This is a genomic window from Microcoleus sp. B7-D4 (assembly GCF_036705125.1).
Classification (GTDB): domain Bacteria; phylum Cyanobacteriota; class Cyanobacteriia; order Cyanobacteriales; family Microcoleaceae; genus Microcoleus.
Map to the genome: position 1 here is coordinate 55,604 of NZ_JAUBTT010000019.1, position 13,259 is coordinate 68,862.

At 45.3% G+C, this 13,259-nt stretch carries 14 protein-coding genes; 9 read left to right on the top strand and 5 right to left on the bottom strand.

The annotated features are described in order from the left end of the window. Nucleotides 1–181: 181 nt before the first annotated feature. Nucleotides 182–2,032 (bottom strand): TM0106 family RecB-like putative nuclease, encoded by a 1,851-nt coding sequence (locus tag QUB12_RS10305; RefSeq protein ID WP_333306638.1) that lies wholly within the window; start codon nt 2,030–2,032, stop codon nt 182–184. A 95-nt stretch (nt 2,033–2,127) separates the two neighbouring features. On the opposite strand from QUB12_RS10305, the gene QUB12_RS10310 reads away from it, so the two are divergent. From QUB12_RS10310 to QUB12_RS10320, 3 genes are all read left to right on the top strand, one after another. Further along, the gene (locus QUB12_RS10310) at nt 2,128–3,483 is read left to right on the top strand and encodes an aminotransferase class V-fold PLP-dependent enzyme (RefSeq protein ID WP_333306640.1); all 1,356 of its coding nucleotides are present in this window, start codon (nt 2,128–2,130) and stop codon (nt 3,481–3,483) included. A 237-nt stretch (nt 3,484–3,720) separates the two neighbouring features. Continuing rightward, complete coding sequence (locus QUB12_RS10315; RefSeq protein WP_333141635.1) at nt 3,721–3,945, top strand: DUF2281 domain-containing protein; 225 nt, start codon at nt 3,721–3,723, stop codon at nt 3,943–3,945. Further along, complete coding sequence (locus QUB12_RS10320; RefSeq protein ID WP_333141637.1) at nt 3,945–4,349, top strand: type II toxin-antitoxin system VapC family toxin; 405 nt, start codon at nt 3,945–3,947, stop codon at nt 4,347–4,349. The genes QUB12_RS10315 and QUB12_RS10320 overlap by 1 nt, the downstream gene beginning before the upstream one ends. 120 nt (nt 4,350–4,469) lie before the next feature. On the opposite strand, the gene QUB12_RS10325 is transcribed toward QUB12_RS10320, so the two are convergent. Beyond that, nucleotides 4,470–4,742, bottom strand: a complete 273-nt coding sequence (locus tag QUB12_RS10325) for a hypothetical protein (protein WP_333141639.1) — start codon at nt 4,740–4,742, stop codon at nt 4,470–4,472. A 579-nt stretch (nt 4,743–5,321) separates the two neighbouring features. Between QUB12_RS10325 and QUB12_RS10330 the strand changes: the two genes are divergently transcribed. Then, nucleotides 5,322–5,681, top strand: coding sequence for a hypothetical protein (locus tag QUB12_RS10330; protein WP_190744682.1), 360 nt, complete (start codon nt 5,322–5,324; stop codon nt 5,679–5,681). A gap of 924 nt (nt 5,682–6,605) precedes the next feature. Here the strand turns inward: QUB12_RS10330 and QUB12_RS10335 are convergent. After that, the gene (locus QUB12_RS10335) at nt 6,606–7,835 is read right to left on the bottom strand and encodes a ferrochelatase (protein ID WP_333141645.1); all 1,230 of its coding nucleotides are present in this window, start codon (nt 7,833–7,835) and stop codon (nt 6,606–6,608) included. 54 nt (nt 7,836–7,889) lie between these two features. Here QUB12_RS10335 and QUB12_RS10340 point away from each other — a divergent pair, with 54 nt between their 5' ends. From QUB12_RS10340 to QUB12_RS10350, 3 genes are all read left to right on the top strand, one after another. Then, nucleotides 7,890–8,024, top strand: a complete 135-nt coding sequence (locus QUB12_RS10340) for a hypothetical protein (protein WP_333306642.1) — start codon at nt 7,890–7,892, stop codon at nt 8,022–8,024. A gap of 523 nt (nt 8,025–8,547) precedes the next feature. Continuing rightward, entirely contained in the window at nt 8,548–9,132 is a 585-nt protein-coding gene (locus QUB12_RS10345) for a hypothetical protein (RefSeq protein ID WP_333306644.1), read from the top strand. Continuing rightward, complete coding sequence (locus tag QUB12_RS10350; protein ID WP_333141650.1) at nt 9,125–9,850, top strand: DUF3120 domain-containing protein; 726 nt, start codon at nt 9,125–9,127, stop codon at nt 9,848–9,850. Before QUB12_RS10345 ends, QUB12_RS10350 begins: the two co-directional genes overlap by 8 nt. Before the next feature lie 124 nt (nt 9,851–9,974). On the opposite strand, the gene QUB12_RS10355 is transcribed toward QUB12_RS10350, so the two are convergent. Then, on the bottom strand, nt 9,975–10,445 hold the full coding sequence (locus QUB12_RS10355; protein WP_332983681.1) for an aspartyl protease family protein: 471 nt from the start codon (nt 10,443–10,445) through the stop codon (nt 9,975–9,977). A 227-nt stretch (nt 10,446–10,672) separates the two neighbouring features. On the opposite strand from QUB12_RS10355, the gene QUB12_RS10360 reads away from it, so the two are divergent. After that, the gene (locus QUB12_RS10360) at nt 10,673–11,521 is read left to right on the top strand and encodes an alpha/beta hydrolase (RefSeq protein ID WP_333141652.1); all 849 of its coding nucleotides are present in this window, start codon (nt 10,673–10,675) and stop codon (nt 11,519–11,521) included. Nucleotides 11,522–11,629: 108 nt separating this feature from the next. Then, on the top strand, nt 11,630–12,787 hold the full coding sequence (locus QUB12_RS10365) for a pentapeptide repeat-containing protein (protein WP_333306646.1): 1,158 nt from the start codon (nt 11,630–11,632) through the stop codon (nt 12,785–12,787). Nucleotides 12,788–12,953: 166 nt separating this feature from the next. Here QUB12_RS10365 and QUB12_RS10370 read toward each other — a convergent pair whose 3' ends face one another. After that, nucleotides 12,954–13,094: a hypothetical protein gene (locus QUB12_RS10370; protein WP_333306649.1), complete on the bottom strand. Its 141-nt coding sequence runs from the start codon at nt 13,092–13,094 to the stop codon at nt 12,954–12,956. Nucleotides 13,095–13,259: the final 165 nt, after the last annotated feature.

Consider the following 13,259-nt stretch of genomic DNA (forward strand, 5'->3'; position numbering starts at 1 on the left):
CTTTGAGCCTGCATATTGGGGCGGGCAAGATGCCCACCCCACAATAATTTTACAGGAGGCCGAATACAAGAAGTGTAATATTTTTCAAAATGCCAACCGAATATTTTTTAGCTTAACTACCTTCTTCTTCCCTTTCTTCTTTCGCGCCCTTCGCGCCTTCGCGGTTCATTACATCTAAAAATCACGGCTCATGATTCAGCAAAAAATTGGTCAACCAATCTTTAACTATGTATGTAGCCCGACAGTCGTCCTCATTGTACCGGACGATCGCCTCCAAGAGCGATCGATCGCCAGTTTTGAGCCAATCGTCGTACCAGCAGACGCACTGAGCACCATTAGCCTTAGCATCTCGCCAGTCAAAACCCAACCAGCGGGCAATTGGTTTGAGTGCGTAACTTTCCACCGGCATAATCGCCTTTTGTGTCACTTGTTTGTGAATATCTACAAACCGTTTCAGCACAGGTTTCCACAAATAAGCGGGAGTATTGTAAAGTTTAGCCAGTCGCTTAAAAGTCTTGACTTCGTAGTCGCAAAAGTGGAAAATCGGAGCAATAGGATAAGCCCACATTAATTCTAAAAATTGCTGCCAGATTGCACCTTCCTCTGCTGCTGATTCTGCTAAAAAACCGTGGAATTTTTCCGTATTGTTGTACCTGTCAACAACTAAGACTCCGTGGAGGTAATCTAAGTTTAACTCGGGTTCGGCTTCAATATCAAAGTAGAGTTCGATTGGGGCGATCGGCAAAAAGACAGATTGGGAATAGGGAATTGGTTTCTTGCGGAGGATTGGCGCAGGTATAGAAGATGTCGCAGGCTTATTTTCTCTAATTTTTATTTCCTCAACTGCGATGCCATTCAAGATATTGTCTACAATATCTGGTACTATTTCAGATGAGTTAAGTTCTTCTGAATTCTCACTTCTACGTTCTTCTCGATCGTTAATCCCTGTATCCGTGTCAAAATCCGTGTCTTGCCTTCCTTCTTCCTTCTTCCCTCTTCCGACTTCCATCGGACTGACATCCGTTACATCCGTTACAAAATCCGTTGCCGAACTTCCTTCTTCCCGCAACAGCGGTTGATTTAGCAAGTGCGATCGAGCTTGCTGCACCACATCAAAAGCAACTCTGTCCGGGAATTCTGGATACTCAGCAAGCAGTTCGGAACTAGCATTAGCGAGAGCTTCTACATCAGTAATTTCGAGAGTTTTTAGTCTAGCATAGCGGCTGGCAGTAACTCCCGGCAATAAGGAAAGATGTTTAATAGATTCTGCTTCGGCGTGACAGATAGTATACCAACCGCAAAGATTGCACTTTTGCCGGGAAATAAACACCTCTGGTTTATCCCGATTTTCTATCATCTGAATGCAATCATCTAAAATCTCGAACATCTGAGGAGTTCGCTGGTCGAGATTCACCTGCCACCACCCTTTTTTTCGCAGCATCAGCCACGCAGCCTCGGGCATTGTTTCCTGTACGGAAGCTAAAACTTGGGCGTGAAAAGCAGCGATAATTTGATACTCTTGTTTTGGTCGCTTGCTAAGCCAAATATCCGCAGTAATATAACTCCAATTGCCAAATTTTGATTGTCCCGGCTGTTTGATTAATAAATGGGGGCGGCTGATCAGGGTAATGTTTGAAGAGGGAAGATTGGAGGATGAAAAATGAACGGGAGTTTCGGGGATTTCGCCAAATTCGGGGAAATATTGACTGTCAATTCCTACCAGAGAAGTTGTTGCGCCGTTGGTTTGACCGAATTCGCCCTGGATCAGAACTCCTCGGTAAATGCGATCGACCCCTTGCTGCATTAAACTCAATGTAGCGGCCGCGCCGGCTTCCCAATCCCCTCTAGGATAATATGGTTGTTGGTAAGTCTCGTGTTCCAAAGCTTGCTGCTGGTATGCGGCGCTGTCGCGCATCAGTTTCAGCAGAAAGTCGCTGGGGGGGTCGAGTTGTTTCCAGTCTCCGCAGGTATCTAAAAATGCTCGGAGATGGCATCGCTGATAGGAAAGTAGTAGTTTGTCAGTTATTAACATTTAGTATTCGCAAGGCATAGAGTATCAGGCAAAAGGTATAAAATTCACAGCATTACTTATTCAATATTAACGCTATCAATAATTCGCCAGAAAAAATGACAAAGGACAATCACCGGCAACAATTCCCAGCTTTGGCCAATAAAGCTTATTTTAACTACGGCGGACAAGGGCCGCTGCCTGAGCCTGCTTTAGACGCGATTTATCAGGCTTACAAACGGGTGCAGCTTGGGGGGCCGTTTTCGGGGGAGGTGGGGGCTTGGGTGGTTCAGGAGGCGATGCTGACGCGACGTGCGATCGCATCTGAGTTGACCGTACCTCCTGAAACCATTGCCCTAACTGAAGATGTCACCGTCGGCTGCAATATTGCGCTGTGGGGCATTGACTGGAAAGCAGGCGACCATTTGCTGCTTTCTGATTGCGAACACCCCGGCATTGTAGCTAGTGTAATGGAACTTCAGCGCCGTTTCAACATTGAGGTTTCGATTTGTCCGTTGACGGCTACTTTGAATGAGGGTGATCCGGTGGCGGTGATTGCTGATAGTTTGCGGCCAAATACTCGCTTGTTGGTAATCAGTCACATTTTGTGGAATACTGGCCAAGTTTTGCCTCTGGCTGAGATTGTGAAATTATGTCATGAACCCCCCCTAACCCCCCCTTGCCAAGGGGGGGGACAAGAGGGGTTTTCCCTGATTCAAGGGGATGGGGAAACAGATATAAAACCCCCCCTAACCCCCCCTTGCCAAGGGGGGGGACAAGAGGGGTTTTCCCTGATTCAAGGGGATAGGCAAGAGGATTTTTCCCTGATTCAAGGGGGGAGACAAGAGGATTTGTCTGCAAAGAAGCACAAAGTTAGGGTGTTAGTTGATGCGGCTCAGTCTGTGGGGGTTTTGCCTTTAAATTTGATTGAATCAGGGGTTGACTTTTATGCTTTTACTGGTCACAAATGGTGGTGCGGCCCGGAAGGTTTGGGGGGACTTTATGTGAGTGCTGAAGCTTTGGCAGATTTGCATCCGGTGTTTATCGGTTGGCGGGGAATTGTGACGGATGCTAATGCTAAAGTTCTTGGGTGGAAGCCTGGATCGCAGCGCTATGAAATTGCGACTTCGGCTTATCCTTTGTATGCGGGTTTGCGGAGTGCGATCGCCCTGCAACATGAATGGGGTACGATTGAAGAAAGGTATGCAGAAATCTGCCGTTTGAGTAAGTATCTCTGGCAGCGTTTGTCGGAACTTCCCGATGTGGAATGTTTGCGAAAATCTGCGCCGGAAGCTGGTTTGGTTTCGTTTCGATTAACTAATGGGATGCCGCACAAAAAGCTTGTCGATTTGTTGGAAAAACAGGGGATTATGGTAAGGACTATTCTTAATCCTGATTGTGTGCGGGCTTGTGTTCACTATTTTACAACTGAGGCGGAGATTGATAGGTTGGTTGGGGCGATCGCCATAACGTAGGGTGCGTCGCCTTGAGCTATTTCAAATAGCTGGAAAATCTCATAGCGACGCACCTACAAAATTAGAGGCGATCGCACTCCAATCCGAAAAATATTATTTCAAACTAGGATGCAAGAGGCGTTAGTTTTTTGTGGGATTTACCTTATAATATGGTAAGTAGGTTGCAAGCACATTTTTTGAATTTGGTAAGTAAAAGCGTGAAGATAATTTTAGAGTAATTACGGAGGGCAATAAACGATGAATTTAGAGCAAGCAGTTTTAGATAAGTTGCGGGCATTGCCCCCTGAACGACAGCAAGAAGTTTTAGATTTTGCTGAATTTCTTCAACAAAAAACTATGGCTAAACGACCGCTAAAGAGTGCCAAAGGGTTGTGTGCTGATTTAAAAGTAGATATTACGGAAGAAGACATCGCCCAAGCCCGACAAGAAATGTGGGGAAATTTTCCCAGGGATATTGTTTGATGCCCTCAGTCGTAGCAGATACCCATACCCTAATTTGGTACATTTTTGAACTGCCAAGATTGTCGCCAGCAGCATTAACAGCATTAGAGCAAGCGGTTAATGAGGGAAATTTTATCTACTTTTCCGCAATTACAATTGTAGAAATTTCTTACTTGATTGAGCGAGGGCGTTTGGCAGGCGAGGTGCTGACACGAGTTTTAAATGCTGCGGACGATCCAAATGTGGGGATTATGCTAGCACCTTTGGATCGCAATATCTCGGCAACTATTCAACAAATTGACAGGGCAACGGTTCCTGATATGCCAGACAGGATTATTGCGGCTACTGCTTTATCTTTGAGTCTTCCGTTAGTTACTCGCGACGCAAAAATTCAAGCGTTAACTACTATTCAAACAATTTGGTGAGTATGACAGGAAACTCTCTTCGTTCCCTACAGTAATACCTTCGGGTGCGTCGCTTCCCGTAGCTATTTCAACTAGCAGGAAAATCTCACAGCGACGCACCATACAAATAGCAATATTGTGTCACCACACTTCGTTCCCCACAGCAACTCCACTGTCAATCTCATTATGAAGATTCTCAGGCGCGATCGCCCCAACCAACTCCTCAAGCGAATACCGCCGACGAACGATAGGCTCGATAATTTGTTCGGCGACAATAGAGGCGTCTATTTCCTGACAGTGGACTGCATAAAAAGCGAATACATCGTTCACTTGAGCTTCACTTAAATCATACTCAGCGGCAATTTGATTTAGCGAAAAACCCCATTTATGGGCTGCAATGACTACTGTTTGCATCCGCAACCGAGTGCTAAATAGAGAGATTATGGGAGCAGGAATGTACGGACAAATAATTTTTCTTTTCCTCTAATCTCTAATCTGTAAAGATAAATTATGGATATTAATACGATGATTGTGCTTAAGGCTCGCAAATTAAATAACTTACAATTGTAATTGTTATTGTGGGGTGTCCCGCCCGCCCGTCCAAAAAGGGCGGGCGGGACACCCCACTTTCCTTGTGTAAGTTATTTAATTCTCATTCCTAAGCTTATAATTTAAGTTCCAGGCCTGTAGGGTGCTTTCATAAAGTTGTGGCTAATACGCCTCAATTAGTGTTACTTTAGCAGCACTACTCCGGACAGTTTTTGGAACGAGACTACAAGCTTACGCGGCGCAAGGATCATAAATAAAGTCCAATTAAATGCAACGAGCGGGGTGGAGCTGACATTGATTTAATTATCCACAGGGGCTGCGAAGTCAACCGAGAATAAGCCATTGGGCCATATAAAAACTGTCCGGACTATTGAGCAGGAGACGTTTAAAAAAGTATTCTGCTAAAGTTAAATAAATATCACACTTCTTGAGGTACGAGGGTAAATGATTAACAAGTTGTTAAGCAAAGTAACGATCGCTGCGGGGCTGTCACTGCCCCTGTTAGCGCTGACAGCAGCTAGCGTTTTCGCTGAGATAATCAAAATTTCGGTAATTAACAACAGCGGCAAGACGATGACAGCCATCTATATCGGCCCTCCCGATACAAATGATTGGGGAAAAAACGAGCTACCGTCCCCCATTGCCGATCGGGAAACGCAAAATTTTTCTTGGGATCAAGCTGACTACGGCGGCTCGGAAGCGGGCTGTATTTTTGATGTCAGCGCCGAATACTCAGACGGCAAATCCACTGAGTTATATGGTGTTGACCTTTGTAAAACGCCTACGCTCAACTTCAAGAAATAGATAATGTAGGCAAAAACCGAGTTTTTTCCAGTCTGATATTCACCAAAAAGATTTTGGATTGTGGAGAAACCCGGTTTTTGCGATCAACTGATTTTCAGCAAAAAATCGAAAATCGAGTTAGGAGAGAAGTAAGGCGAGCGCGATGGGAAGCTGGAAAATGGGCGCGAGCGCAACACCTATTCCCCAAGATAGTGAGTAAGAAGTTTGTTCGCCTCGTCATCCATCTGTTCACTGCTCAAAGCTATGCTTTAAGATTGTGAACAGATGTAATCCTCATCTCACAAGCCTTTCATCTCTTTTTTTGTCAACTCCTAATACTGTACCGATGCCCTAGCTAGTAATATTACTCTGAGGAATTTACCGATACTTTTTTGCTAACATTTGCTAACAAATACATAAGTTGAGATCAGATATCAACCAAGGCGTATCAACCGATGCCCGTAGAATTTTCTACAAGCACTTATATTCTTGCCTTCAGCTTGGTTATCGCTTACAGCCCCACGCCAATCTGATTATTTGCTTTGATAATGTAGAGGCAACTTATTTATATAGCGGTTGCGTACTACCAAGGTTTTTCACCTACATCTGAGTGGCTAAATTCATTCTATATGACATGAAGACCAGAAGGCAAATGTAAGTGATTGTTAGCAAATGTCAGAAAAAGTCTTACTGTTAATCAACCTTTGGTAAAATAATGTATATACAGAGTATCTACAGTGTAGCGACTAAGCGGATGTTTGACAAGCACAGAAAATCTGATAAAAAAGCCGTAAAGCATAGCTATCCCGTAGCCGATCGCCCTTTTCGCCCAAATTTCGACCTACGCACCCTAACAAAAGAAACCGGGTTTTTCACTAAATCTGCCATTTCCATGCAGTATCTTCGCAAAAAACCCGGTTTCTGAGCTCTCAGGCCCAAGTCCTATTAGTGACTGTGCCCGTGCCCGCCATGAGAATGCCCGTGATCACCATGAGAATGCCCGTGATCACCATGAGAATGCCCGTGTCCCCCATGAGAATGACCGTGCCCTTCATGAGAATGCGCGTGCTCGCGGTGCGCCGCAGCCAAACTCGGATTAACAGCGATCGCAGTTTCACTCAACAACGCTTCAATCTGCGGATTTGCCCACTCAGCGGCCATTTTCAGAAACTCTGGATGGTCGTTAACGCAAGGCAATTTGCGGTAAGTAACTCCTTGACGCTGTTTCTGCAAAGACTCAATAATGTGGTCTACATCTAACAAAGTTTCGTGATTTTCTGTCGCAAATCCGATCGGCATAAAGACGATCGCAGTTGCACCCAGATCGATCAAATTCTTCGCAGCTAACGTCGCATCCGGCTGTGTCCATTCAATCAGCGGCGTGTCGTGGTTCAGCCAACCCACCGAAATCAAAGGATAGCGATACATCAAACGTTCCCGCACGCGATCGTACAAAGCTTGACTTTCCACAATTCCCGAAGTAAAGCCCTTCGCCTTGTGCGGACAACCGTGATTCATCAGCACAATCCCAATCTGAGAAGGCAAATGCGCTACAGCTAAATCGTTCTTAATTTCCTCTTCAACCAAATCCGCCATTAGCTGGATGTAAGCAGGTTCATCGTAAAAAGAAGGAATGTAGCGCTGTCCTTTTACCCAATGTTCTTTGCCATCAAAGGTTTGTGCTAAAGCTTTATTCACCTGTTCGACTGCAATGCCGCTGGTGAAAACAGAATCAACTACCAACAGCGGATAAATCAGAATTTTGTCAAATCCTTCTGCTTGAATTTGAGGGATTACTTGTTCCGGCAAAAACGGCGCGCAAAAGTTAAAAGCTTTGAACACTTTTACTTTATCGCCCCATTTCTCCTGTAAATTCTTTTCAATCCCAGCGCGCTGCTGTTCAAAAATTGCATTGTGCGGCGAAACGAATTGACCGTGTTGGTGACTCCACTCGTGCAAGTCAAAGATTGCTAAAATCTTCGCCAGCGGCGGATAAATCCAAAGCGGTACTGGCGCAAACTTTGCCGTAAGCAAATTTAAAGCTTGTTCGTTGTAGTTGGCAAAATCGTCGTAGCTTTCGACTTCGCCGTAACCCATCAGCAATACAGCAACGCGATCGTTACTTGCGGGTGCTGCAGATGTTTTGAAATCGATTTTTTCTGGAGAAGCAACCACTTTGTATTCCTCAATTTTATTTATTCTAAGAGATCCAGGCAGGATGAAGGGGGAATGGGAGATTTTTCATTGTGTGCGATCGCACGACTGACGTGCGCGGGGCTGATTCCCGGTTTCTTGGCCCATACTTCCCGGTCAAACCTCTTATTTATCCTAGAAACCGGATTGATGGGCATCACTCCTAAGTAGGTTTTTTGACCAAGAATTTCAAAGGTGGTACCCGCCACGTGATTTATCCGTGGAATCAATCCCAAATCGAAAATCCTCACACCGCCGCATTTATCCGTGGGGTCAATCTAAAATCTAAAATCTCAAATCTAAAATCGATTGACCCTGACCCGAAATTCGTAGGGCAGCTAAGCTGGCAGGCCTCTAATTTTCACAATCCTGTTTCTTTAAGCTTTTGTGGGGTCAGCTTCGACGCCGCCGGAAAAGTTAAATCTAAATACAGAACAGCTTAAAACTAGAATCAGCCTTTGCTAAGCTTGACAGGGCATGGGGCCGGGGGGGATAACTTTTATGTTTTCTTAAGACTCCCTGACCTTGCCTAAGATTAATGCGGTTTGGAGCGTTCCCAGCTTTTAACTTGGGGGGATACTCTTCAAACTTGACTCTATTATAACTTTAACACCCTATCCCCTGGGGTAGTATATGATATAATAGCTATATGATAAAGTTATGTTGCGAACTATATTAACTTTCTTGACGAACTATGAGACTGGTAATTTGCCCCGGAGTCCACGAACCAAAGCTAACCGACTGTTTCCTGGCGGGACTTTCGGGGCTTTGGGGACTGGCAGCCGATCGCCCAAACCAGCAAATAGTCGATCGTGTCAAGATTTTTCCCGCTCATAAATATCCACCTTTCTCGGCTCTTGACATATTGCACTTTTTGTGCAGCGAAGACTTAGCAGGAGAAAGTCTAGTATTTGTCAGCTTTTCGGCAGGAGTAGCCGGGGCGATCGGGGCGGCTTGGATGTGGCAGCAACTCGGCGGCAAAGTCGGGGCATTTTTTGCCTTAGACGGTTGGGGAGTACCTCTGGCGGGCAATTTTCCGATCCACCGAATCAGCCACGATCGCTTTACGCACTGGAGTTCGGCAATTCTCGGTGGCGGTGGAGAAAGCTTTTATGCAGATCCCGCGATCGAACATTTGGATTTATGGCGAGATCCCCAAACGGCAAAAGGCTGGCACGTCAGCCACACCGCCGCCGGGATTGAGACTGTCGCACCAACAACCGCAGCAAAATTTTTAGTCCACCTATTGAAACAATACGGAGTCCAATCAGTTGTTTAATCTAAATTTAGTATCCTCAGCGATCGCACCTATTGCCACCATCGCCCGCCTAGACAATTCTCTCACTTCAGCCACAACCAACAGCATCAAACAGTGGTTGATATTTGGTGCCTCAGCTTTTTTAGTCTCAATTCCCGTCTTCGTGCAAGCACCGTTAGTGCGCTTATATCCAACCATCAGTTTGCTATCAACTATCCCCTGGTTCGTTCTGAGTTTAATTCTAATTTTCCGCCCCAAAACACAACTTTGGGGAGATTTATTATTAGGATTCGCCGGATGTTGGCTGGCAGGTTCTATCTATTGGGGGTGGTTTAGATGGGAACCAATTTTACATCTACCTATAGAATCAATTGGCTTGCCTTTTGCTATTTGGTGCTTGGGCAAATCTTGGGGAAAAGTTGGCGGATATTTTTACTTGGGTTCGCTATTCGGTACTGCCATTACTGATTTATATTTTTATTTAACTGGGTTGATGCCCTACTGGCGGCAAGTGATGCACGCGGAACCGGAATTAGCAATGCCGATTTTTCAAAGTGCGATCGGTCAAATTGAAACTCCTTGGGGCATAGGTTGCGCTCTAGTTTTAATCGCTGTGTTGCTAACAGTCGGTTTGCTGAGTTTGCGGGGCACGCAACTGCACTGGCGCGCGTTTAGCGGCGCGGTGTTAAGCACGCTTTTGGTAGATGGTTTATTTTGGCTGGCTGCTTCTGCGGCTTAAGATTTATGATTGGTTCCTATGTTGGTAATTTTTGACTGCAGATGTGGGCGGGTTGACGCAGATTAACGCAGATTTTTTTGAGATTACCGACTTTTTTAAGAAGTTGGTAATCTGGGTGTTTTTTTTAGCATCCGCCTGTTAACTTGATATAAGTTACAGGATAGTTAGGATTAGTGGGATTCCCGATTAACCGCTGATTCCTACAATCGACAAGCAAATCTAACTTCTCCAAAACCACCTGACCAATCAACACCTCATCACCTGTTACCAGAGCATCCTCGGTAGTCCTACGCCCCTCAATTTCAATTAATATAGCCTCCGTTACTCCTACGGTTTCCTGACGACCATCAGCATACTTAACAAGCTGCTGTCCTATAATTCGTAAACCTAGCTGCTGTACCATCTCTGCTGAAATTACTAGGTAAACCGATCCTGTATCTACGAGAGCTTCTGTTTCACACTCACGCAACAGCCGAGGCGCGAGCAACCCCCGACTAATTAGAGCTTCATCTATGGCATTGGTCAGCTTTACCTGAGTCTTAACTGCCCCCATGTTCTTAATTCCATCCAATTCTAATTTATTTAATTCTTTCATATTAAATTTCCTTTTAATCTTTTGCTGCTTACATTATACGAGTTCGGCTAACTGATATCGTTTCCGGTAGCATCGGAATGATTTAACCGCAGAGGGCGCAGAGAACGCAGAGGGAGAGAATACAGAGATGAATACAGGACGATGCAACCGGATTTGATATGAGACGCGATCGCCCCTCATTCCTATATGATTTAAAATTATCACTCACAACTCAAAACTACTTAATCATGTCTTTCATTTCAATTCGCGGTGTAGAACATTATTACGAGTGGATAACGGCAGATAACACGGCCCAACCTAGCGGGAAACCAGTGATGGTATTCCTGCACGGCTGGGCGGGATCAGCGCGCTACTGGGAAAGCACGGCACGGGCTATTGCTGATGATTTTGATTGTTTGCTTTACGATATGAGAGGTTTTGGTCGATCGCCCTTGCCGAAAGAGCCTCCTGAGTCCAGCTACGAACTCGAAACCTATGCCCACGACTTAGCGGAATTATTAGAATCTCTGAATTTAAGCCGCGTCTTTCTCAATGCTCACTCTACAGGTGCATCAATTGCTACTTTATTTCTGAACCTTTACCCTGAAAAAGTAGAAAAAGCAATTCTCACTTGCAGCGGGATTTTTGAATACGATGAAAAAGCCTTTACAACTTTTCACAAATTCGGTGGCTATGTGGTAAAATTTAGACCATCTTGGCTGGCATCGATCCCTTTTGCCGATCGGCTATTTATGGCCCGGTTTTTGCGCCGTTCCCTGCCCACAGAGGTCAGTCTGGCGTTTCTCAAGGATTTTTTAATGGCAGACGAGCAAGCTGCTATAGGTACAATGGTGACAGCCGTCAGCAAAAGAGCAGCCGAGGAAATGCCCCAAGAATTTGCGCGGCTGAGTGTTCCCACACTGCTTGTGGCAGGAGAATTTGACCAAATTATCCCCGCCGTCATGGGAGAGCAAGCGGCCTCCCTCAGCAAAAAAGTAGAATTTGTTATAATTCCGAATACGGCTCACTTTCCGATGCTGGAGGATGCTGCAACATACTTGCAGCGAATTCGAGACTTTTTGCCAGCAGCGGCTTAGCTGAGTTATTGTTCATCTAATGCACGATCGGACAAGCAAGCTTTGAGAACGGCTTTTGCTCCGATCTTAATTTTTAATTCCTAATTTCTTAAAGCGAAAGGTGGTACAATGAACGACCTCGACCAATACTATAAAGTGCTGGGACTGTTGCCGGGAGCTTCCAGAGAAGAAATTAGCCAAGCCTACAAGGATTTAGCGTTCATTTGGCACCCCGATCGCATCCCCAAAGACAATCCCAGACTACTACAGAAAGCTGAAGAAAAGATTAAGGAAATTAATCAAGCTCGCGAACAATTGCGATCGATTCAACCAAGAGGTCAGAATCAGAACGTTCAGCACAAACATACTCAGCACAAACACACCCAGCAACAAAACACCCAGCACAAACACACCCAGCAACAAAACGCTCAGTACAGAAACACTCAGCAACAAACTACCCAGCAACAAAACGCTCAGTACAAAAACACTCAGCAACAAAATACCCAGCAACAAAATACCCAGCAACAAAATACTCAGTACAGAAACACCCAGCAACAAAATACCCAGCAACAAAATACCCAGCAACAAAATACCCAGTACAGAAACACCCAGCAACAAAATACCCAGCAACCCAATACTCAGTACCAAAACACTCAGTACCAAAACAATCAGCAACCCAATACTCAGTACCAAAACACTCAGTACCAAAACAATCAGTACAGAAATACTCAGTATCCAAACACCCAGCCACCACCGGCCAACCCAAAAGAACCCCGCTACTCTTCTGAACCCTCTTCAGGAAAATATCCTGGAAATTATGCGGGAAACTATGGGGGAAACCCTGCAGGGCCCTATTCAGAGGCCTCCCGCTACCAATCGCAGCCGCCGCCATCTCAGTCTTACCGCCAAGCTGGCCCCCAAGCTCCCGATTTGAGCGGTTCCAACTTCCAAGGAGCTTCCTTAAAAGAAAAGGATTTTTCTGGAAGAAACTTGAGCAATGCAAACCTGAGTGAAGCCGACTTAAGTGATGCTTTTCTACACAACGTCAATCTCACAGGCGCTAATTTGCACCAAGCAAACTTGTTCAGGGCCAATTTGTTAGGAGCTTGTTTGATCAATGCCAACTTGAGAGAAACCAACTTAATCGGAGCCGATTTGAGCGGTGCTGACTTGAGCGGTGCTGACTTAACAGGAGCGAAAATCGGTTACGGCGATCGAGTTATGGTCAAACTTACCCGGACTACATTAACAGGTACAATCTTACCCGACGGTACTGTTCATAGCTAAATTATTTAGTTTTTAGTCAGTGGTTGTAGACGCGGGTTTTACCCGCAATATTTGTTGCAACTCCAAACACAAAAAAATCCGCCCTTTGCGAATTTGGGATAAAAACTTATATTCTGTCCGCTAGAACAACCGCAATAAAATTGGTTCGTAGTGAGGGCCTTCGTCGTCACAATTGTATGAGGACTTGCATTCCTCGCTGCGTACCCATAATGCTTAAATTACTTGACATGATATTACGCGATCGCGATCGCACAAACCGAGTTTTTTTTACCCGGTTCAACAACTGCAACAAGGTCTTTTCCTTCATCAAACCCCCTTTCTGTCTCCAACACGGCTAATCGAGATTCATATTACAGCAACCGCCAAAATGGTTCCTGTTCTGTTTTTTCCTTCTGCCTTCTGCCTTCTGCCTTCTGCCTTCTGCCTTCTGCCTTCTGCCTTCTGCCTTCTGCCTTCTGCCTTCTGCCTTCTG